Origin of the sequence: Pseudomonas sp. OST1909, from assembly GCF_015277575.1 — a bacterium.
In the GTDB taxonomy this organism is placed as follows: domain Bacteria; phylum Pseudomonadota; class Gammaproteobacteria; order Pseudomonadales; family Pseudomonadaceae; genus Aquipseudomonas; species Aquipseudomonas synxantha_A.
This window is the reverse complement of the sequence record NZ_CP063780.1, coordinates 4,778,951-4,798,897: the sequence shown is the minus strand read 5'-3', so window position 1 is coordinate 4,798,897 and position 19,947 is coordinate 4,778,951. Positions and strand designations below refer to the sequence as shown.

Here is a 19,947-nt window from a genome sequence, read left to right as displayed (position 1 = left end):
GCTTTATGAGAGAACACCCATGACCGCCGCCCACACCCGCATTCTCGAACTGCGCGCTGAACTGGATCAGCACAACTATCGCTACCACGTGCTTGACGAGCCGAGCATTCCGGACGCCGAGTACGATCGCTTGTTCCACGAGCTCAAGGCCCTGGAAGCCGAGCATCCGGAGCTGGTGACGCGTGATTCACCGACACAGCGGGTCGGCAGTGCGGCGCTGTCGGCATTCACCCAGGTCAAGCATGAGATCCCGATGCTCAGCCTGGGCAACGCCTTTGATGAAACCACCATGCTGGAGTTTGATCGCCGGGTGACCGAGGGCCTCGACCTGCCGGTAGGCGATCTGTTTGGCGCGGGTGCGGCAGTGGAGTACAGCTGCGAGCCAAAGCTCGATGGCCTGGCGGTCAGCCTGCTGTATCAGGACGGTGAACTGGTACGCGGCGCCACCCGGGGTGACGGCACTACCGGTGAGGACATCAGCGTCAACGTGCGCACCGTGCGCAATATTCCGCTCAAGCTGCACGGCAGCGGCTGGCCGGCTACTCTGGAAGTCCGTGGCGAAGTGTTCATGTCCAAGGCCGGGTTCGAACGCCTGAATGCCTCGCAGCTGGAAGTCGGCGGCAAGACCTTCGCCAACCCGCGCAACGCCGCGGCGGGCAGCCTGCGCCAACTGGACTCGAAGATCACTGCCAGCCGCCCGCTGGAATTCTGCTGCTATGGCATCGGCCAAGTGACTGCCGACATCAGTGACACCCATATCGGCAACCTCAAGCAGTTGCAGAAGTGGGGCATGCCGATCAGTCACGAACTGAAGCTGGCCAAGGGTATCCAGGAGTGCCTGGACTACTACCGCGACATTGGCGAGCGCCGTAATGCGCTGGGCTATGAAATAGACGGCGTGGTGTTCAAGGTCAACAGCATCGCGTCCCAGCGTGAACTGGGCTTCCGCGCCCGCGAGCCGCGTTGGGCGATTGCGCATAAATTTCCGGCGATGGAAGAGCTGACCGAGTTGCTCGACGTGGAGTTCCAGGTTGGCCGTACCGGTGCTGTCACTCCGGTGGCGCGCTTGAAGCCGGTCAAGGTGGCTGGCGTGACGGTGTCCAACGCGACCCTGCACAACATGGACGAAGTGGCGCGCCTGGGGCTGATGATCGGTGACACGGTGATCATCCGCCGCGCTGGTGATGTGATTCCGCAAGTGGTCTCGGTGGTCACCGAGCGTCGCCCGGAGCACGCCCGCGCGGTGCAGATCCCCGAGAACTGCCCGGTGTGCGGCTCCCATGTGGAGCGCACGCAACTGGTCAAGCGCAGCAAAGGCAAGGAAACCGTCAGCGAAGGCGCGGTGTACCGTTGCGTCGGGCGCCTGGCCTGTGGCGCGCAGCTCAAGCAGGCGATCATTCATTTCGTCTCGCGGCGTGCCATGGATATCGACGGCCTGGGCGACAAGACCATCGAGCAATTGGTGGATGAGAAACTCATCGGTTCGCCGGCAGACCTCTACAAGCTCAAGTACGAACAGATCATCGACCTGGAAGGCTTTGCCGATATCTCCAGCAAGAAGCTGATCAGCGCCATCGAAAACAGCAAGACCCCGACCCTGGCGCGTTTTATCTACGCCCTGGGAATTCCCGATGTGGGCGAAGAGACCGCCAAGGTGCTGGCACGCTCCCTGGCCTCCCTTGAGCGTGTGCAGAACGCTTTGCCTGAAGTACTGACCTACTTGCCCGACGTCGGCCTGGAAGTGGCGCACGAGATTCATAGCTTCTTTGAAGACAGCCATAACCAGGATGTGATCGGTGCACTGTTGTCGCCGGACGAGTGTGGCCTGCAATTGCAGGAGCAGGGCGATCTGAGTGCCGAATTTGCTGCCAGCACCACCTTGGGCGGCTTGCTCGACAAGTTGCATGTGCCTTCCGTCGGGCCCGGCGCTGCGCAGAAATTGGCAGACAAGTTCGGCTCGCTGGAAGGCGTGATCAAGGCCGATTGGCTGGATATGCGCCAGGCCCTGCCCGAGAAGCAAGCCAAGGCCGTGCGCGAATTCTTCGACAACCCTGACAACGCCCACCATGCCCTGGCCATCGAGCAGCAGCTCAAGGACTTCGGCATGCACTGGCAGAGCGAGAAAAAGGTCGTTGAAGGCTTGCCGGAAGCCGGGCACACCTGGGTACTCACCGGCTCCCTGGAGTTGATGAGCCGCGACGTCGCCAAGGACAAGCTCGAAAGCCTGGGCGCCAAGGTGGCCGGTTCCGTCTCGGCGAAAACCCACTGCGTGGTCGCCGGGCCGGGGGCCGGTTCCAAATTGGCCAAGGCCAGCGAGTTGGGCCTTAAAGTGCTGGATGAGGAGGCCTTCGTCGCCTTCCTGGCCAGCCACAACATCAGCGTCTGACCTCTTCCTGTGGCGAGGGAGCTTGCTCCCGTCGGGCTGCGCAGCAGCCCCTCAAGAAAGCGGAACGATCTCGAGCGAGAAATGATCTAGTCTCTGTCACCCCAGGGAGAGATCGCCATGTTCCGTTACTTCGAGCAACTCAGTTCGCGCATCGCCGCCCCGTTCATGGCTCAAACCTCGCGCAACAGCAAGGTGTGGCAATGCCGCTGCGGCCAGTCTTTATTCTTTCGCAACAGCCAATGCCTGGCCTGCCAGGCAGTGCTGGGTTATCTGCCGCAGCAAAGCCGCCTGTCTTCCCTGCAACCCGGCCCTGTCGTTGACACTTGGCTGGCGGATGACGCGCCCGATGCCGGCACCTGGCGTCGCTGCGCCAACCTCGACTCACCGGCCGCGTGCAACTGGCTGATCCCCGCCCACAGCACTGGGTCGCTGTGCGTGGCCTGCAGCCTGAATCGCACTATTCCTGATCTATCCATCCCGGAAAACCCCGAACGCTGGCGCAAGGTCGAAACTGCCAAGCGTCGGCTGGTGGCACAACTGATCAGCCTGGGCCTGCAGGTGGTGCCCAAGAGCGTTGACGAAGACGCTGGCCTGGCCTTCGACTTCATCGGGACTGACCTGGCAGGCAATGCGCCGACCACTGGCCATGCCAACGGCCTGATCACCCTCGATATCAAGGAAGCCGACGATGCTCACCGCGAAAAAGTCCGCGTACAGATGCGCGAGCCTTACCGCACCTTGCTCGGTCATTTTCGCCATGAAGTCGGCCACTATTACTGGGATCGGCTGATTGCCAACAGCCACTGGCTTGACGCTTTTCGCACCTTGTTCGGCGATGAGCGCGCCAGTTACGCCGAAGCGCTCGACCAGCATTATCAGAACGGCCCGCGTCCGGATTGGCAGCAAACCTGCGTCAGCGCCTATGCCACCATGCATCCCTGGGAAGACTGGGCTGAAACCTGGGCCCATTACCTGCACATGATGGACGCGGTGGACACCGCGTTGGGCTTTGGCATGAGCGCCCGCGAGATGGACCTGGACTACCAGCCGTTCCCGCTGACAACGCTGTATGACCCGGCACACCCCGGCGGCCCGGCGTTCCTCTCGTTCGTCAATGCCTGGATCGAGCTGGCCGGTATGCTCAACGAACTGTCCCGCGCCATGGGCCAGCCGGATTTCTACCCCTTCGTGCTGCCGCCGGCGGTGATAGCCAAGTTGCACTTTATCCACCTGGTCATCCAGGAAGAGGGCGGCAGAGCGGACAAGGTTCTGCAGGCTCAGTGATTGCTTCCGTGGGAGGGGTAATTGCAGAGGGCCATGGCAAGTACTTGAAGCTTCTCATTTTTTACGGTTGTAACTTCCGATCAGATCGGTACAATGGCGCGGCTTGCCGAGAGGCTTGCGTCGTTATGGTGACCCCATCGGTCCCCCCGCAACGATTACCCGTGAACCTGGTCAGAGCCGGAAGGCAGCAGCCACAGCGGGAACATTGTGTGCCGGGGTGTGGCTGGTGGGGTTGCCTCCATAACGCTCCCTTCTGTTTTACCTATTCCTGAATCCATATAGTCAGCCAGTCATCTGTGACCCTTATCGCACAGTGCACGACGGCCACTCCACGACTAGTGGCATACTCCCAAGTGTCTCTTTCCCCTGGCTACGAGGCTGTATGCACTCGGAACATTTTGATTTGTCCAGCCCTGTGTTCTTGCCGATCACCGAGCAAGCCTGTGCGGGTTTGCTGAGCGGTGAGGGTGCAGCAGCGCTGGTAGCCCTGAGTGAACCGGAGTTGGCGGCGGTGCTGGTGATCCAGAACCTGGCTCAGGTGCCCGAAAGCGACCTGAGCGCCAATGGTGCCGAAAAAGTGTTGGCCAAGCTGATTGACTGGGCGGTAGAGGCCAGCCATTCGGCAAGCGTTTCCCTACTCTCCGAGGCGCAGCGGCTGTTCGACCAAAGGAAGCTGTACTTCGGCCTCAATGTGGTCAAAAGCCTGAAGCTGCGTTTTCTGTTAGCGGAGGAAGTGCAGGCGCGCGACTATCTGTTGCCTAGCGGCAAGTGGGACTTTGAATACAAAGTCCGCCATCTCAAGGCCAATGATCCCTTCAGCAAGCAGATGGTCACGCCCAGGCATCGCGAGCGCTGGTTGAGTGCCGAGCAAGACAAGTTGGTCAGAACCTTCCGCGCCAACTTGAACGAAGACCTGCATGTTCAGGGCTATGCAGGTATCGGCAAGAGTCACCTGCTGGTGGCGCTGATGGAGCACCTGCGCCCGGAAAAGACTTTGTTGCTGGCGCGTACCCCGGCAAAGCTGGAAACCCTGCGTGCCCGTATGGTGGGTGTACGCGAGCGAAAGGCCGGGCACACCTTCCATGCATTCGCCCACGCCTTGATGCAGGGGCCCAGAGCCAAGCCGCTGACTGCGCAGGTGAGGGCGCCGAGCAAGCAGGCACTGGCTCAGGAGCTGAATATCTTCGGCTTTCGTGGCCTGCAAGGGCCGGCTGTGGTCGACGTTTGCCTCAACGTATTGCAAGCCTACTGCCGCTCCTGGGAATACAGCCTGTCGGCGAAGCACTTGCCGCATTTCAAACAGCCGCTGTCCAGCGTTGATGCCAGGGCACTGCTCGAATATGCCAGCCGGCTATGGAGCTATCTCGAAGCGAATCCGGCCTGGGGCAGCCAGACTGGGTTTGAAGCCTTGCTGATGATCAAGCGCGCCAGCTTCGCCGGCTGCGTGGTGCCCGAGCGTTATACCCACGTCCTTATCGACGAGAGCCAGGATATTCCGGCGCCGCTGCTGCAAATCATCGAGCGGGGCCGGCAGGTGCTGATAACCCTGGGGGATGAGTATCAGCAGGCCAGTGGAGTCATGGTCAGGCGCGCCCGTGAGGTGCGCCATACGGATGTGTGTTACTCCGTGCGCTCCGGACGCAATGTCGAGCGCCTGGTCAATCCCTTGATCAGCCAGCATTCGGATAAGAGCAAAGTGCTTTTCGAGGGGGCTCGGGATGCCGACGTCGGTATCGAGTTTTATCCGCTGGGCTTTGTACCGCCGCAAGGCTGCGTGGTATTGACCGCATCCCACTGGGACACAATGAAGTGGGCCATCCAGTTGAGCGAAGCCCGTTGTGCGTTCAGCCTGGCCAGTAAAGAAGCGCAGCAATCGCTCAAGTACTTTATGGACACCGTGGTCGCGTTGTTCAAGCCTGACTTCTACAGCAGCGAGTTCAATGACAGCGGGCCCCATCCGTTTTTCAGCGATATGGCCGATTGGCAGCAAGTACGCGCGGCCTGCCAGTTCGATGAGGCGTTTCTCTGGGTCGAAGCTGAGCTGCAAAAAGGCTTTAATCTGGCGGATGTCACGCGCTTGAACAGGCAAAGCGGCCATCCGGATGAGCGCTGCCTCTTGATGTTGGCGCAAGACGCCGGTGGCATGGAGTTCAACCGGGTGTTGCTCACACCAGCGTTGTTGACCAACGTAAAGTTCCAGGATGCCTACGCGTTCGACCAGCGACTGTGTGCGGTGTACATCGCAATTTCGCGAGCCACCCAGCAGCTCTATCTGCCCTACGATGTGGTTGAGTGGCTCGACTATCACAAGTATCAGAAAACCCGCGAATTACACGGTTACTGAAGGGTTTAATCCAGCTGTTTCACAACTTTGGAAAAGCCCTCTGGACAACCCCCAGACCGCCTTGTTAGCTTGCGCCGGCCACTTGTTTCAGAGCATGACAAGGGCATGGACTTGATATTGAAGTGCTATCGCTTCTCTAACTTACAAGGATGTCTGTCATGAAAAGCCTGCAAGGGTTGCCTCGACTTATCAGCGCCTCAGTCGGGGCTCCCGGCAAAGCCCGCAACTTGCCCGCCGATGTGCAGTGCATCCAGTATCTGTTCAACCTGATCATTCCCAAGATGGGCTTTGCCTTGCTGGAAAACGGCAAGTGCGATGGCCAGTTGGTGCAGTGCATCAGCCAGTATCAGTTCCGCCATCTCAAATATGCTCATCCCGATGGGGTGATCGACCCCACGGGGCGTACGTTCAACAGCTTGATCGAGGAAGCGGTGAAAGTACCCGTACGGGCCTTCCCGACCATGCGTATTCCGAGCTTTCTCAACGCATTGGGCAATAACAACGTCGATGCGGTGCAAGCCACGGTCAATGTCTACCTGAACCAGGTGCGTGCGGTGATCGAGGCCGAGCGGCGCAACCGCCAATTAATGTTGCAGGCCACCTGCGATGGCGGCACGACGCTGAGCGATACGGACTTCCAGAATGCTGCCAAGCAATTGGGCAACGGCATCTCGGTGAATGTGGTCAAGGCGTTCGCCACCATCGAGTCGGGCGGGAAGGTGGGGTTCGGGCCGGCCAGGCTGCCGATCATCGCCTTCGAAGGTCATCACTTTCGCAAGTACACCAAGCATATCTACGACCAGTCGCACCCTCTGCTGTCGTACATCTACAAGAAAAAAGCCGGGCCGCAGTGGCAGACCAACAACAAGGACCAGGTCAAGGCCTGGGAAACCATGGCCACCGCTTTTGCTCTCGACCAGGAAGCGGCACTGATGTCGGCGTCCTGGGGGATGTTTCAGGTCATGGGGTTCAACTTCGCGTCGTGCGGGTTCAAGACGGTGTTCGAGTTTGCAGCGGCGTTAAAAGTAAACGCCGGTAATCAACTCAAGGCCTACCTCAGTTTTTGCAGCAAGAGCACGGCGCTGATGAGTGCGATGAAAAACAAGGATTTCACAGCCATGGCTCGTAACTATAACGGCGAGGACTACGGCAACTATGACGTGCTGATGAAACAAGCCTACGAAGCCTTTGAAGGGAAGAAATAAGATGATTCGTTTTCTGGCGATGGGAATGCTGTCGTTGTGCGCCGTGGCCCCCGCGTTTGCGGGTTCGGCCGCTTTGCATTCAGGCAAGTACGAAGGGTTGATGCTGGCGGTGACGCCCGCGAATCAGGTTGAAGGCTTTTATTCCGAAGCGATGGGCGAGGGCGTTAGCCGCCGTTGCACCTTCTACCTGCAAGGCAAGCCAGAGGCGCTTACCACCTGGCTGGATGCTGCCTACCCTGGGAGTGTGGCAGTGGCGTCCGACGGTGTGGTCCTGACAGTGGAGCAGGGCCGGCAACACCCCGGCTGCATCAACGTGTTGATGCCGGAAATCGCCACGGGTCTGGACCTGACCCAGACTGCCAGCAAAAAGTGGATCGGGCTGGTGACGGTGTCTGCCGACAAGGCTTACCTGCTGAAAACTCCGGGGGCCAAGGCGGTCAAGCGTCCCTATATCGTCAAGGGTGATGTAGTGGGTGTGCTGGCGTTCAAGGACGGCTGGGCGCAGGTGGAGTTTATCAACGCTGACGACCGTTCGTTCACGGGGTGGATCAGCCAGGGCCAGTACGCACGGTTGGATGCGCCGAAGCCCTGAGAAGCTCTGAAATGTGGGAGGGGGTGTTAGCCGAAGGTTTCGCGCAGTAGCCCGGAGAATGCATCCCGTGCCAGATGCCGCTGGGTATCTTTGTGCCAGAACAGCAAGTTGTCTACCGCTGCCAGTTCGTCGAACCGATACGATGCCAGCTGATTGGCCTGCTCATAACGCGCCAGGATGCCCTCCGGCGCCAACGCCACGCCAATCCCCGCGCTGACGCAGCCGATGATCGTGCCCCAACTGGTATAGCTGGCAATCGCCGGCTTGAAGTCCTGGGGCTTGAGCCAGTGTTCCAGTGCTGCGCGATAGGGGCAGCCGGGCGGCCACACCAATAGTGTGCGGCCAGCCAGGTCTTCGGGGCTGTGGATGGGCGCGCTGGACGCGCTGGCGATCAGTACCAGGCGTTCGCTGTAGACCACGCTGTGCTCCAGCTTCGTGTGTTTGCCACTGGCGGCCACGAGCGCCACATCCAGACGATGGTGTTGCAGGTCGTCCAGCAGTTGCGCCCAGGCGCCGGTCACCAACTCCAGGCTGACCTCGGGATAACGCCGGTGATACTCCGCCAACAGCGGCGGCAGGCGGCCGCTGGCGCTGGATTCCACCGCGCCGATGCGCAAGGTGCCACGGGGAATCGCGCTGGCATCCACCGCACGCTTGGACTCATCCACCAACGCCAGGATGCGCTCGCAGTAATCCAGGAAGATCTCACCCGCAGCACTGATCGCCAGCCCGCGGCCGGCGCGGATAAACAACGGTGTGCCCAACTCGCTTTCCAGCTGCTTGATGCGCGTGGTGATGTTGGACGGCACACAGTGCAGTTGCAGGGCGGCCTGGGCCACGCTGCCGGTTTGCGCCACGGCTCGCACCATTTTCAGTTGGGCCAGTTCCATTGCTCAGTTCCAGTGATTTCAGAAGTCAGAAACGCTTAATTGTCCTACGCCAGGCCCGGGCCAAGACTGACGGCACTCCTTCTTTTATGGATGCCATCGATGAGTACCCCGTCACCGCTCAAGCTTACGCTAGTCATTGCCAGCGTCATCCTCTGTTGGGCTTATTCACCCATAGGCGTGCATATGGGGCTGCACAGCTACAGCCCTGGCCAATTGGCGTTGCTGCGTTTTTTGATTGCGTCGCTATTCATGGCGGCTGTGGCCTGGGTAGTCGGCATTGGCCGGCCCCAGGTGCGCGACCTGCCGTGGCTGCTGGTGCTGGGTTTCTTCGGGGTGTTCCTGCACCACACCAGCCTCAATCACGGGCAGCAATGGGTGACAGCGGCGGCGTCGAGTGTGTTGGCACAATCGGCGCCGCTGTTCAGTGTGTTGATCGCTTTTTTCTGTTTGCAGGAGCGCGTCAGCATGTGGCGTTGGAGTTGTGTGCTGTTGGGGTTGGTCGGCGTGCTGGTGGTGATCTGGAGCGATCATGGCGTAGGCGATATCGACCCGCGCGGCTTGTTGATCCTGCTGGCGGCCTGCTCATGGAGCGTGTACTTCGCCATCCAGAGGCATTACGCCCATCGCTACAGTCCGTTGACGATGGCGTGCTACATGGTCTGGTCCGGCACCTTGATGCTGTGCGTGAACCTGCCGGGCCTGCCTGCCGCTATCGTGCAGGCGCCGTTGCGGGAGAACCTCGCGGTGCTGGTGCTGGGCATCTTTCCCAGCGCGTTGGCCTATCTGGCCTGGGGTTATGTGCTCAAGCACGTCGAAGTCAGCCGCGCTTCGGTGGCGATGTACCTGATTCCGCCGGTTGCCATGGTGATGGCCGCCACCCTGCTCGGTGAACAGGTGACCCTGCAGGTGATGCTGGGTGCGGTGATCGTGCTGACCAGCGTCGCCGCTATCAGCCTGGAGGGGCGCTGGCGCTCAATCGTGCGGCCAGCACACCCGCAGACGCCATCTGGACGGGCAATCAAGCCAGCTTCGTCAGATTAGACGAGCGTGCCGGATGCAATTTCCCCCCTGCTCCGCTAGCATTACCGGCTTCCGCTTCCCAGTTGCGACGGTTTTCGATGAGTTATCAGGTTCTTGCACGTAAATGGCGCCCGCGCTCGTTCCGCGAAATGGTCGGCCAGACCCATGTGCTCAAGGCTCTGATCAATGCCTTGGACAGCCAGCGGCTGCACCACGCCTATCTGTTCACCGGTACTCGCGGGGTGGGCAAGACCACGATTGCGCGCATCATCGCCAAGTGCCTGAACTGTGAGACCGGTATCACGTCAACGCCTTGCGGCACCTGTTCGGTCTGCCGCGAGATCGACGAAGGGCGTTTCGTCGACCTGATCGAGATCGACGCCGCAAGCCGCACCAAGGTCGAAGACACCCGCGAGCTGCTCGACAACGTGCAGTACGCGCCGAGCCGTGGGCGCTTCAAGGTCTACCTGATCGACGAAGTGCACATGCTGTCCAGCCACTCCTTCAATGCGCTGTTGAAAACCCTGGAAGAGCCGCCGCCCTACGTTAAGTTCATCCTGGCCACCACCGACCCGCAGAAACTTCCTGCAACCATTTTGTCGCGGTGCCTGCAGTTCTCGCTGAAGAACATGACGCCCGAGCGCGTGGTCGAGCATTTGACCCATGTGCTGGGTGTCGAGAACGTACCGTTCGAAGACGACGCCCTGTGGTTGCTGGGCCGCGCCGCCGACGGTTCGATGCGCGACGCCATGAGCCTCACCGACCAGGCCATCGCCTTTGGCGAAGGCAAGGTGATGGCTGCCGATGTGCGCGCCATGCTCGGTACCCTGGACCACGGCCAGGTCTTCGACGTGCTGCACGCGCTGATCGAGGGCGACGCCAAGGCATTGCTTGAGGCCGTGCGCCACCTGTCGGAGCAAGGCCCGGACTGGAATGGCGTGCTTTCGGAAATCCTCAATGTGCTGCACCGCGTCGCTATCGCCCAGGCCTTGCCGGAAGGCGTGGATAACGGCCATGGCGATCGCGACCGCGTGTTGGCCCTGGCCCAGGCATTGCCGGCCGAGGATGTGCAGTTTTACTACCAGATGGGCCTGATCGGCCGCCGTGACCTGCCCCTGGCGCCGGACCCGCGAGGTGGCTTTGAAATGGTGCTGCTGCGGATGCTGGCGTTCCGGCCGGCGGATTCGGCAGACGCGCCGAGACAGCCGCTAAAGCCAGTGGGGATCAGCCAGGCCACAGTTGATTCCGCCAAACCAGTGGCTGGCGCGGCCGTTGTCGCGCCAGCAGTGGCTGCGCCTGCGCCGGTGGCGCCGGCACCTGAGCCCGAATCCGCGCCGGTTGCAGTGGCACCTGTGGTTGAGCCCGAGCCGGTTATCGAGCCCGCCCCCGTGGTCGACCTGCCCTGGAACGATCCGGTCGAAGCAGAGGCTGAGCCCGAGCCTGAGCAACAGCCCGCCGTGGAACCCGTACTGGAAACTGCCGGCGAGCAGCCCGAGCTGACGCCGATGCCTGCGCCGACCCCGGACAGCGTGGTGCCGGATGCCCCTGAGTGGGTATCGGCGCCGGTTCCCGAGCCGACGGTAGCCCAGGTCGAGGCCGCGACCCCCGGCATCGACCTGGACGACGAACCGCCGCTGGACGAAGACTACATCGAGCCGGACATGGATTCGGCCTACAGCTACCTGGACGAATTGGCCAGCGAGCACACCGCCGAACCGGCACCCGAGCCCGAAGCCGAACCGGCTGCGGCGCCGGCTACCGGCCTGGCCCTGCAATGGCTGGAATTGTTTCCGAAATTGCCGATCTCCGGCATGACCGGGAGTATCGCCGCCAACTGCACACTGATCTCCATCGAGGGCGACCATTGGCTGCTGCACCTGGACCCGGCCCACAGCGCCTTGTTCAATGCGACCCAGCAGCGTCGGCTCAACGATGCGCTCAACCAATACCATGGGCGCACGCTGACCATCGCCATCGAACTGATCAAGCCGGAGCAGGAAACCCCGGCCCAGGCCGCGACCCGTCGGCGTCTGAACCGCCAGCGCGAGGCTGAGGATTCGATCCACGCTGATCCGCTTATCCAACAAATGATGCAACAGTTCGGGGCGGTCGTCCGCCACGATACTATTGAACCTGTCGAAGCCCCGGTGCCCCAAGCGTCATGACACCGGGCTATTTATTGATCCACGTACTTTTGAGGTGATTCCCATGATGAAAGGTGGCATGGCCGGCCTGATGAAGCAGGCACAGCAGATGCAGGAAAAAATGGCCAAGATGCAGGAAGAACTGGCCAACGCCGAAGTCACCGGTAAAGCCGGTGGCGATATGGTCAGCGTGGTGATGACCGGTCGCCACGATATCAAGCGTGTCAGCATCGACCCGAGCGTGTTGCCTGGCGTGGGCGAAGATGACCTGGAAATGCTCGAAGCGTTGTTCGCCGCAGCCGTCAACGATGCTGTGCGCAAGATCGAAGCCAATAGCCAGGACAAAATGTCCGGCGTGACGGCTGGCATGCAACTGCCACCGGGCATGAAACTGCCGTTCTGATACAAACCTTGGCTAGACTCAAATGCCGGGCATTGCGCCCGGCATTTTTTTTGCGCGCACGAAACATCGAACCCCGGCCCGTTGCTCATGGTCTGCACCCTATACCGCTGAATTCTCATCGATAAAAGGAGCCCCGCTGATGCCTCAAGACATGACGCTCAACCAACGCATCGTTCTGGTCTCACGCCCTCAAGGCGCACCCACGCCGGAAAACTTCCGCCTGGAACGTGTAAGCCTGCCCGATCTGGCAGACGGTCAGGTGCTGCTCAAGACGCTGTACCTGTCTTTGGACCCCTACATGCGTGGACGCATGAGTGACGCGCCGTCCTACGCCGCGCCTGTGGAAATCGGCGAAGTGATGACCGGTGGTGCTGTCAGCCGTGTCGAGCAATCACGCAACCCGAAATTCGAGGTAGGTGATCTGGTGGTCGGTGCCACCGGCTGGCAGAGCCACAGTATCTGCGACGGCAAGAACCTGATGCCTTTGCCCAAGGGGCTTGCGAGCCCGTCGATGGCCCTGGGCGTGTTGGGTATGCCAGGCATGACCGCTTACATGGGCCTGATGGATATCGGTCAGCCGAAGGCCGGGGAAACCCTGGTGGTGGCGGCTGCGTCCGGCGCGGTGGGCTCGGTGGTGGGGCAGGTGGCCAAGCTCAAGGGCTTGCGCGTGGTAGGGATTGCTGGCGGTGCCGACAAGTGCCGCTATGTGGTGGATGAGCTGGGCTTTGACGCCTGTATCGACCACAAGAGCGCGGACTTTGCCAACGAATTGGCCCTGGCGTGTTTCAAAGGCGTGGACATCTACTTCGAAAACGTTGGCGGTAAGGTCTTCGATGCGGTGCTGCCGCTGCTCAACGCCAAGGCGCGCGTGCCGCTGTGCGGGTTGATCGCCGGTTATAACGCCCATGAAACCCCCAGCGGCCCTGATCGCCTGCCGGCACTGCAGCGCACCTTGCTGACCAAGCGTGTGCGTATCCAGGGCTTTATCGTGTTCGACGACTATGGCGACCGCCAGCCGGAATTCCTCAGCGCTATGGCGCCGTGGGTGCGCGATGGCAAGATCAAGTTCCGCGAGGATGTGGTCGATGGCCTGGAGCAAGCGCCTGAAGCCTTTATCGGCTTGCTGGAGGGACGCAACTTCGGCAAGTTGGTGGTGCGCGTCGCGCAAGATTGAGTATTTGACGCTAATCCGGGGCGCGGGTATAAACCGCGTCTCGTTGTTTTGTCGGACCCTTCGCCCATGAGCTTCAGCCCCCTGATTCGCCAACTGATCGACGCCCTGCGTACCTTGCCAGGTGTTGGCCAGAAAACTGCCCAGCGCATGGCGCTGCAACTGCTGGAGCGTGATCGCAGTGGCGGCACCCGCCTGGCCCAGGCTCTGAGCCAGGCCATGGAAGGCGTGGGCCACTGCCGTCAGTGCCGCACCCTCACCGAAGAAGAACTTTGCCCGCAATGCGCCGACCCCCGTCGCGACGACACGTTGCTCTGCGTGGTGGAGGGGCCGATGGATGTGTATGCAGTGGAGCAGACCGGTTATCGCGGCCGCTACTTTGTGCTCAAGGGCCACCTGTCGCCGCTCGACGGTTTGGGGCCGGAAGCCATCGGTATCCCGCAACTGGTCGCGCGCATTGAAGAACAGGGCACCTTTAGCGAAGTGATCCTGGCGACCAACCCGACGGTGGAAGGTGAAGCCACGGCGCATTACATCGCCCAACTGCTGACCAATAAAGGCTTGATCACTTCAAGGATCGCCCACGGCGTGCCGTTGGGTGGCGAGCTGGAATTGGTGGACGGCGGTACCTTGGCGCACTCGTTCGCAGGCCGCAAGCCGATCGCCCTCTAACGCCCATTGCAGCCCCCAATGTGGGAGCTGGCTTGCCTGCGATAGCATCACCACGGTGTAACTGAAAAACCGAGGCGCTTGCATCGCGGGCAAGCCCGGCTCCCACATTGGTTTTGTGGTGTCGGTGAAAATCGTGTACAGCTTGAAAACCAAGCAAGCGCTTGGTAAGTTCGCTCCATCTCGCCATGGAGCTTGCCGATGTCTGCCTATCAGGAATACTTCGACCCCAGCCACCAATTGGTCCGCGACAGCGTGCGCCGGTTTGTCGAGCGCGAGATGTTGCCGGGCGTCGAGCACTGGGAGGAGGCTGAGAGCTTTCCTCGTGAGCTTTACCTCAAAGCCGGAGCGGCGGGCATTCTCGGGATCGGTTACCCCGAGGCATTGGGTGGAAGCCACGAAGGCGATCTGTTCGCCAAGGTCGCCGCCAGCGAAGAACTGATGCGTTGCGGTTCCGGTGGTGTGGTGGCCGGGCTCGGCTCCCTGGATATCGGCCTGCCGCCCATCGTCAAATGGGCCCGGCCTGACGTGCGGGAGCGTATAGCGCCCCTGGTGCTGGCCGGCGAGAAGATCATCGCCCTGGCGGTTACCGAACCGAGTGGCGGCTCGGATGTCGCCAACCTGCACACCCGCGCCGTGCGTGACGGTGAGCACTACCGTGTGAGCGGTGCCAAGACCTTTATCACCAGCGGCATTCGGGCGGATTTCTATACTGTGGCGGTGCGCACCGGCGGGCCGGGCTTCGGCGGTATCAGCCTGTTGCTGATTGAAAAAGACACCCCCGGTTTCACCGTTGGCCAGCCGTTGAAGAAGATGGGCTGGTGGGCGTCGGACACGGCCGAGTTATTTTTCGACGACTGCCACGTGCCCGTCGGCAACCTCATCGGCGCTGAAAACATGGGGTTTGCCTGCATCATGGGCAACTTCCAGAGCGAGCGCCTGGCGCTGGCGCTGATGGCCAACATGACCGCGCAACTGGCCCTGGAAGAAAGCCTCAAGTGGGCCGCCCAGCGCGAAGCGTTCGGTAAACCCATCGGCAAGTTCCAAGTGCTCAAGCACCGCCTGGCGGAAATGGCCACCGCCGTGGAAGTGTCCCGCGAGTTCACTTACCGTCAGGCGGCGAAGATGGCCGCTGGCAAGAGCGTGATCAAGGAGATTTCCATGGCCAAGAACCTGGCCACGGATACAGCTGACCGGGTGACCTATGACGCGGTGCAGATGTTGGGCGGGCAGGGGTACATGCGGGGTAGCCTGGTGGAGCGGCTGTATCGGGATAATCGCATTCTGTCGATCGGGGGCGGGACGCGCGAGGTGATGAATGAAATCATCAGTAAGCAGATGGGGTTGTGAACCGGGTGTTCTCTCGGGCCTCATCGCGGGCAAGCCCGGCTCCCACAGGGGAATGCATTCCAAGGTGGGAGCCGGGCTTGCCCGCGATGACTGCAGTACTGACGACCCTTACCTTTCAGTCAGCCCAAACTGCGTCAGGCAAAACGTGGGAATCCCCATGTCTTCCAACCGCTGCGACCCACCCAGCTCCGGCAAATCAATAATCGCCGCCGCTTCAAAGATCTGCGCGCCCATGCGCCGTACCAGGTTGGCCGCAGCAATCAGGGTGCCACCGGTGGCGATCAGGTCATCGAATATCAGCACCGAATCACCTTCGCACAGGCTGTCGGCGTGTACTTCCAGGAAGGCTTCGCCGTACTCAGTCTGGTAACCCTCGGCCAGCACATCCGCCGGCAGCTTGCCTTGCTTGCGAAACAGGATCAGCGGCTTGTTGAGCTGGTAGGCGATGATCGAACCTATCAGGAAACCGCGGGCATCCATCGCACCGATATGCGTGAAATCGGCTTCGACATAGCGCTGGGCAAAGCTGTCGGCTACCAGGCGCAGGGCGCGGGGTGATTGGAACAGCGGGGTGATGTCACGAAAGATAACCCCAGGCTTGGGGAAGTCGATGACAGGGCGAATCAGGGATTTGATGTCGAACGAATCGAAGGTCATCGTCGCAGAGTCCTGGGCGGAAAACGGACTCGAAGTATACCTGCGGCCTTGCCGATTGGCGCGGCCGCAGTGTCTGGATCAGACCTCCAGTGAGCCACCGGCCAATGCGCACAGCTGGATCGGGTCGAGGATATGCACTTCCTTGCCCTCGGCAGCAATCAACTGGTTCTGCTGGAAGCGGGTAAACACGCGGGACACAGTCTCAACCGCCAGGCCCAGGTAATTGCCGATTTCATTGCGCGACATGCTCAGGCGGAACTGGTTGGCCGAGAAGCCACGGGCACGGAAGCGCGCCGACAGGTTGACCAGGAACGTTGCGATGCGCTCGTCGGCGGTTTTCTTCGACAGCAGCAGCATCATTTGTTGATCGTCACGAATCTCGCGGCTCATCACGCGCATCAACTGGCGGCGCAGTTGTGGCAATTGCAGGGCCAATTCGTCCAGGCGCTCGAAAGGAATTTCGCACACCGACGTCGTCTCCAGGGCCTGGGCCGACACCGGGTGAATCTCGGTGTCCATTCCCGACAGCCCGACCAACTCGCTGGGCAGGTGGAAGCCGGTGATTTGTTCTTCGCCGCCGTCGCTGAGGCTGAACGTCTTCAATGCGCCCGAACGTACTGCATAGACGGAATCAAACTTGTCGCCCTGGCGAAACAAAAACTCGCCTTTTTTCAGTGGGCGGCCGCGTTTGACGATGTCGTCCAGCGCATCCATGTCTTCCAGATTCAACGAAAGTGGCAGGCAGAGGGGAGCCAGGCTGCAATCCTTGCAATGGGCCTGGCTGTGAGCGCGCAGTTTAACTGGCTCGGACATTTCTTAAATCCTTGTGGGAAAACACACATAAGACGTAAGGGTAACGCACTGGGGGGTATGGAGGCCAGCGTGTACAAAAAACCTGCCGGTATATAAAGATCTGGCTAAAACCGCCGATAGTACTGCCATCGACTACAAACACGGTGGCTCAAACCATGTTAGCCCTCAGTACCCAACTCGCTTCGCGTACTCAGATCCAGGCACAACCCGAAACCAAGAAAGCTGCCGATTCCGATGTCGCCGCGATTCCGACGGCGGATGAAGCCAAGCCTGCCGTTTCGGTGACCATTTCCGGCGCCGCGATGAAAGCTGCCGCGGCGGAAAAAACCTCAAACAGTGACATCGACGAAAGCGGCCTGGCGGACAACGTCAAGAATCTGCTCAAGATGATTCGTGAGATCAAAAAGCAGATTGCCGAGAAACAGGCTGAGATGGCAGCGGTAATGGCCGACAGAAGTCTCAGCCCTGAACAGGCCCGTGCCCGGCTTTCCGGGCTGCAATCGGCCTTGGGTGCGCTGCAAGCCAGCTTGACCAGCGCCCAGGCGTCTCTCACCAAGGCGATGAAAGACATGAGCGCGGGTGATGCAGCCAAGGCCGCGACCCTGGCCATGAAGTAAGACCGTCTAGATGACCCGCGAAAATCGTTGCCTGTTCTGGTGCTCCAGATAGGCATCGAACACCATGCACACTGAACGCACCAGCAAGCGCCCGGCCGGCAGCACACGAATGCCCTGGGCGTCCAACTCGATCAGGCCGTCGGTGGCCATCGTCTCCAACTGCGACCATAAATCGGCAAAGTAGCCACGAAAGTCGATGTTGTACGCCTGTTCGATCGTCTCGAAGCCCAGGCTGAAATTGCAGATCAACTGCTGGATCACTTCCCGTCGCAGGCGATCGTCGGTGGTGCAGACCAAACCACGGCTGGTCGCCAGTTGTGCGCCCGCCAAGGCGTTCTGGTATTGGGTGAGGTCGCTGCTGTTCTGGCAATACAAGTCGCCAATCTGGCTGATCGCTGAAACGCCCAACCCAATCAGATCGCAATGCCCGTGGGTGGTATAGCCCTGGAAGTTGCGCTGCAGCTTGCCTTCCTCCTGGGCGATGGCCAGTTCGTCGTCCGGCAGGGCAAAGTGATCCATGCCGATATAGCGGTAGCCGGCCTGGGTCAGTTGTTCAATGGTGGTTTGCAGCATCAGCAGTTTTTCGGCCGGCGAGGGCAGCTCGTCGGTGTTGATCCGCCGTTGGGGCATGAAACGTTCCGGCAGATGGGCGTAGTTGAATACGGACAAGCGGTCCGGCTGCAAGCGGATGACTTCTTCCACAGTACGCGCGAAGTTCAGCGGTGATTGCTTGGGCAAGCCGTAGATCAAATCGATATTGATCGAGCGAAATTGCAGGGTACGCGCCGCATCGATCACTGCGCGGGTCTCTTCCAGGCTTTGCAGGCGATTGACCGCTCGTTGCACCTCGGGGTCAAGGTCTTGCAGGCCGATGCTTACGCGGTTGAAACCCAGCTCGCGCAGCAGGCCCATGGTGGCCCAGTCGGCTTCGCGAGGGTCGATTTCAATGCCATAGTCGCCCGAATCATCATCGAGCAAATTGAAATGCTGGCGCAGGCAATTCATCACCTGGCGCAGTTCATCGTGGCTGAGAAAAGTCGGTGTGCCGCCGCCAAAGTGCAATTGCTCCACTGGCTGCTTCGGATCGAGGTGGCAGGCCACCAGCTGGATTTCCTGCTGCAGGCGTTGCAAGTAGGCCTGGGCGCGACCACGGTCCTTGGTGACCACCTTGTTGCAGGCGCAGTAGTAGCAAATGTTGGCGCAGAACGGTACGTGCACATACACCGATAACGGCCGTACCGCCTTGCGGCTTTCGCGCAGGGCGTGGAGCAGGTCGAAGGTGCCGACCTGGCTGTCCAACTGGACGGCGGTAGGGTAGGACGTGTAGCGCGGCCCCGCCAAGTCGTAGCGGTGAATCAGATCTGTGTCCCAACGAATGGCGTCGAGCATGCGGGCGGTCCCCCGGATTGGCTAGTGGGCCGAGTCTAGGGGCAGGGCTGGCAAGGCATGTTGATTTGCATCAACGGGGAGCGGCGCTATGCCACAGGGGCTTTCAATGACCCATGAGCCAGTGCTGATGCGGGCCCGGCAAGGTCCAGATACCGAAGATGATCACCAACAGGCCGCCGGCCATGCGCACGCTGCGTTTACGCAAGAGCGCGGTGACACGCTCCGCCGCCAGCCCGGTGGCCAGCAGCACCGGCCAGGTGCCGAGGCCGAATGCGAGCATCAGCAACGCGCTGTCCAGCGCATTGCCCTGGCTCGCGGCCCACAGCAGGGTGCTGTAGACCAACCCGCACGGCAACCAGCCCCACAGAGCGCCCAGCATCAAGGCGCGCGGCAGGCTCGACACCGGCAGCAAACGGTTGGCCAGCGGCTGGATATGCCGCCACAGGCCGCGTCCGAGGCTTTCGATGCGGGTCAGGCCGCTCCACCAACCGGCCAGGTACAGGCCCATGCAAATCAGCAGTAACCCGGCGAGCACGCGCATGAACATCGCCGCCGGGCTGTTGGCCACCGCCCAGCCGGCCAGGCCGATCAGCAGCCCTGCCGTGGCATAGCTGAGGATGCGCCCCAGGTTGTACGCCAGCAGCAGGCGAAAGCGGCGGCTGCGTTGCTCCTTGGGGATCGCCAGGGTCAGCGCGCCCATCAACCCGCCGCACATGCCCAGGCAATGGCCGCCGCCGAGCAGGCCCAGAATCAATGCCGAAACCAGCAGGGGCGCCAGCTCAAGCATGAGGTGGGTCCTTGGGCGGTTGTTCGGGGCCGTTGGCTTCGTCAATGGCGGCCAGGTGGTTAGGGTCCTGGTCGTCAAACAGCACGCTGTGGGCCGGGCCATCGAGATCTTCGTACTGGCCGCTGTCCACGGCCCAGAAGAAGATATAGATGGCCACACCCACTAACAGCAGCGCCGCTGGAATCATTACGTATAAGGCTGGCATCTGCACTCCATGCCCACGCGG

Annotated in this window: 18 protein-coding genes and 1 other RNA gene; 13 read left to right on the top strand and 6 right to left on the bottom strand. The window is 60.9% G+C overall.

The window, feature by feature from the left end; all coding sequences use genetic code 11:
- Positions 1-19: 19 nt before the first annotated feature.
- The 6 genes from ligA (at position 20) to IH404_RS20780 (ending at position 7,811) form a co-directional block, all read left to right on the top strand.
- Positions 20-2,386, top strand: coding sequence for an NAD-dependent DNA ligase LigA (gene ligA, locus IH404_RS20805; protein WP_005790321.1), 2,367 nt, complete (start codon positions 20-22; stop codon positions 2,384-2,386).
- Positions 2,387-2,503: 117 nt separating this feature from the next.
- Entirely contained in the window at positions 2,504-3,670 is a 1,167-nt protein-coding gene (locus tag IH404_RS20800) for a putative zinc-binding metallopeptidase (protein WP_194438918.1), read from the top strand.
- A gap of 135 nt (positions 3,671-3,805) precedes the next feature.
- Positions 3,806-3,902, top strand: an RNA gene (gene ffs / locus IH404_RS20795) — signal recognition particle sRNA small type.
- A gap of 150 nt (positions 3,903-4,052) precedes the next feature.
- Positions 4,053-6,014, top strand: coding sequence for an AAA family ATPase (locus tag IH404_RS20790; protein WP_194438916.1), 1,962 nt, complete (start codon positions 4,053-4,055; stop codon positions 6,012-6,014).
- Between the two features lie 158 nt (positions 6,015-6,172).
- Positions 6,173-7,219: an N-acetylmuramidase family protein gene (locus tag IH404_RS20785; RefSeq protein WP_005790303.1), complete on the top strand. Its 1,047-nt coding sequence runs from the start codon at positions 6,173-6,175 to the stop codon at positions 7,217-7,219.
- A gap of 1 nt (position 7,220) precedes the next feature.
- On the top strand, positions 7,221-7,811 hold the full coding sequence (locus tag IH404_RS20780) for a hypothetical protein (protein ID WP_005790302.1): 591 nt from the start codon (positions 7,221-7,223) through the stop codon (positions 7,809-7,811).
- A 26-nt stretch (positions 7,812-7,837) separates the two neighbouring features.
- On the opposite strand, the gene IH404_RS20775 is transcribed toward IH404_RS20780, so the two are convergent.
- Entirely contained in the window at positions 7,838-8,701 is an 864-nt protein-coding gene (locus IH404_RS20775) for a LysR substrate-binding domain-containing protein (RefSeq protein WP_005790300.1), read from the bottom strand.
- Between the two features lie 99 nt (positions 8,702-8,800).
- Here IH404_RS20775 and IH404_RS20770 point away from each other — a divergent pair, with 99 nt between their 5' ends.
- From IH404_RS20770 to IH404_RS20745, 6 genes are all read left to right on the top strand, one after another.
- On the top strand, positions 8,801-9,742 hold the full coding sequence (locus IH404_RS20770) for a DMT family transporter (protein ID WP_005790299.1): 942 nt from the start codon (positions 8,801-8,803) through the stop codon (positions 9,740-9,742).
- 77 nt (positions 9,743-9,819) lie between these two features.
- Positions 9,820-11,886 carry a DNA polymerase III subunit gamma/tau gene (gene dnaX / locus IH404_RS20765; protein WP_194438914.1) on the top strand — a complete coding sequence of 689 codons (2,067 nt, stop codon included), beginning with the start codon at positions 9,820-9,822 and terminating at the stop codon, positions 11,884-11,886.
- Positions 11,887-11,929: 43 nt separating this feature from the next.
- Complete coding sequence (locus IH404_RS20760) at positions 11,930-12,268, top strand: YbaB/EbfC family nucleoid-associated protein (protein ID WP_003193199.1); 339 nt, start codon at positions 11,930-11,932, stop codon at positions 12,266-12,268.
- 139 nt (positions 12,269-12,407) lie between these two features.
- A complete protein-coding gene (locus IH404_RS20755; protein ID WP_194438913.1) occupies positions 12,408-13,442 on the top strand; it encodes an NADP-dependent oxidoreductase in 1,035 nt (344 codons plus the stop codon).
- 66 nt (positions 13,443-13,508) lie between these two features.
- Positions 13,509-14,111, top strand: a complete 603-nt coding sequence (gene recR, locus IH404_RS20750; protein ID WP_005790294.1) for a recombination mediator RecR — start codon at positions 13,509-13,511, stop codon at positions 14,109-14,111.
- A gap of 198 nt (positions 14,112-14,309) precedes the next feature.
- Positions 14,310-15,458 carry an acyl-CoA dehydrogenase family protein gene (locus IH404_RS20745; protein ID WP_194438912.1) on the top strand — a complete coding sequence of 383 codons (1,149 nt, stop codon included), beginning with the start codon at positions 14,310-14,312 and terminating at the stop codon, positions 15,456-15,458.
- Positions 15,459-15,566: 108 nt separating this feature from the next.
- On the opposite strand, the gene IH404_RS20740 is transcribed toward IH404_RS20745, so the two are convergent.
- Together IH404_RS20740 and fnr are read right to left on the bottom strand one after the other, a co-directional pair.
- The gene (locus tag IH404_RS20740) at positions 15,567-16,115 is read right to left on the bottom strand and encodes an adenine phosphoribosyltransferase (protein WP_005790291.1); all 549 of its coding nucleotides are present in this window, start codon (positions 16,113-16,115) and stop codon (positions 15,567-15,569) included.
- 78 nt (positions 16,116-16,193) lie between these two features.
- On the bottom strand, positions 16,194-16,928 hold the full coding sequence (gene fnr / locus IH404_RS20735; protein ID WP_005790290.1) for a fumarate/nitrate reduction transcriptional regulator Fnr: 735 nt from the start codon (positions 16,926-16,928) through the stop codon (positions 16,194-16,196).
- 155 nt (positions 16,929-17,083) lie between these two features.
- Here fnr and IH404_RS20730 point away from each other — a divergent pair, with 155 nt between their 5' ends.
- Positions 17,084-17,545 carry a hypothetical protein gene (locus IH404_RS20730; RefSeq protein WP_005790288.1) on the top strand — a complete coding sequence of 154 codons (462 nt, stop codon included), beginning with the start codon at positions 17,084-17,086 and terminating at the stop codon, positions 17,543-17,545.
- A 6-nt stretch (positions 17,546-17,551) separates the two neighbouring features.
- Here IH404_RS20730 and hemN read toward each other — a convergent pair whose 3' ends face one another.
- The 3 genes from hemN to ccoS all read right to left on the bottom strand — a co-directional run bounded on the left by hemN (position 17,552) and on the right by ccoS (position 19,926).
- On the bottom strand, positions 17,552-18,934 hold the full coding sequence (gene hemN, locus IH404_RS20725; RefSeq protein ID WP_005790287.1) for an oxygen-independent coproporphyrinogen III oxidase: 1,383 nt from the start codon (positions 18,932-18,934) through the stop codon (positions 17,552-17,554).
- A 103-nt stretch (positions 18,935-19,037) separates the two neighbouring features.
- A complete protein-coding gene (locus tag IH404_RS20720; RefSeq protein ID WP_005790285.1) occupies positions 19,038-19,721 on the bottom strand; it encodes a sulfite exporter TauE/SafE family protein in 684 nt (227 codons plus the stop codon).
- Entirely contained in the window at positions 19,714-19,926 is a 213-nt protein-coding gene (gene ccoS / locus IH404_RS20715) for a cbb3-type cytochrome oxidase assembly protein CcoS (RefSeq protein ID WP_005790284.1), read from the bottom strand. The genes IH404_RS20720 and ccoS overlap by 8 nt, the downstream gene beginning before the upstream one ends.
- Positions 19,927-19,947 lie beyond the last annotated feature (21 nt).

What these genes read in the sequence shown, in the direction of transcription:
- ligA (WP_005790321.1), top strand. Translation starts at nt 20, where the DNA reads ATGACCGCCGCCCACACCCGCATTCTCGAACTGCGCGCTGAACTGGAT.
- IH404_RS20745 (WP_194438912.1), top strand. Translation starts at nt 14,310, where the DNA reads ATGTCTGCCTATCAGGAATACTTCGACCCCAGCCACCAATTGGTCCGC.
- IH404_RS20790 (WP_194438916.1), top strand. Translation starts at nt 4,053, where the DNA reads ATGCACTCGGAACATTTTGATTTGTCCAGCCCTGTGTTCTTGCCGATC.
- recR (WP_005790294.1), top strand. Translation starts at nt 13,509, where the DNA reads ATGAGCTTCAGCCCCCTGATTCGCCAACTGATCGACGCCCTGCGTACC.
- hemN (WP_005790287.1), bottom strand. Translation starts at nt 18,934, where the DNA reads ATGCTCGACGCCATTCGTTGGGACACAGATCTGATTCACCGCTACGAC.
- ccoS (WP_005790284.1), bottom strand. Translation starts at nt 19,926, where the DNA reads ATGCCAGCCTTATACGTAATGATTCCAGCGGCGCTGCTGTTAGTGGGT.
- dnaX (WP_194438914.1), top strand. Translation starts at nt 9,820, where the DNA reads ATGAGTTATCAGGTTCTTGCACGTAAATGGCGCCCGCGCTCGTTCCGC.
- IH404_RS20785 (WP_005790303.1), top strand. Translation starts at nt 6,173, where the DNA reads ATGAAAAGCCTGCAAGGGTTGCCTCGACTTATCAGCGCCTCAGTCGGG.
- IH404_RS20780 (WP_005790302.1), top strand. Translation starts at nt 7,221, where the DNA reads ATGATTCGTTTTCTGGCGATGGGAATGCTGTCGTTGTGCGCCGTGGCC.
- IH404_RS20720 (WP_005790285.1), bottom strand. Translation starts at nt 19,721, where the DNA reads ATGCTTGAGCTGGCGCCCCTGCTGGTTTCGGCATTGATTCTGGGCCTG.
- IH404_RS20740 (WP_005790291.1), bottom strand. Translation starts at nt 16,115, where the DNA reads ATGACCTTCGATTCGTTCGACATCAAATCCCTGATTCGCCCTGTCATC.
- IH404_RS20755 (WP_194438913.1), top strand. Translation starts at nt 12,408, where the DNA reads ATGCCTCAAGACATGACGCTCAACCAACGCATCGTTCTGGTCTCACGC.
- IH404_RS20800 (WP_194438918.1), top strand. Translation starts at nt 2,504, where the DNA reads ATGTTCCGTTACTTCGAGCAACTCAGTTCGCGCATCGCCGCCCCGTTC.
- IH404_RS20775 (WP_005790300.1), bottom strand. Translation starts at nt 8,701, where the DNA reads ATGGAACTGGCCCAACTGAAAATGGTGCGAGCCGTGGCGCAAACCGGC.
- IH404_RS20770 (WP_005790299.1), top strand. Translation starts at nt 8,801, where the DNA reads ATGAGTACCCCGTCACCGCTCAAGCTTACGCTAGTCATTGCCAGCGTC.
- fnr (WP_005790290.1), bottom strand. Translation starts at nt 16,928, where the DNA reads ATGTCCGAGCCAGTTAAACTGCGCGCTCACAGCCAGGCCCATTGCAAG.
- IH404_RS20730 (WP_005790288.1), top strand. Translation starts at nt 17,084, where the DNA reads ATGTTAGCCCTCAGTACCCAACTCGCTTCGCGTACTCAGATCCAGGCA.
- IH404_RS20760 (WP_003193199.1), top strand. Translation starts at nt 11,930, where the DNA reads ATGATGAAAGGTGGCATGGCCGGCCTGATGAAGCAGGCACAGCAGATG.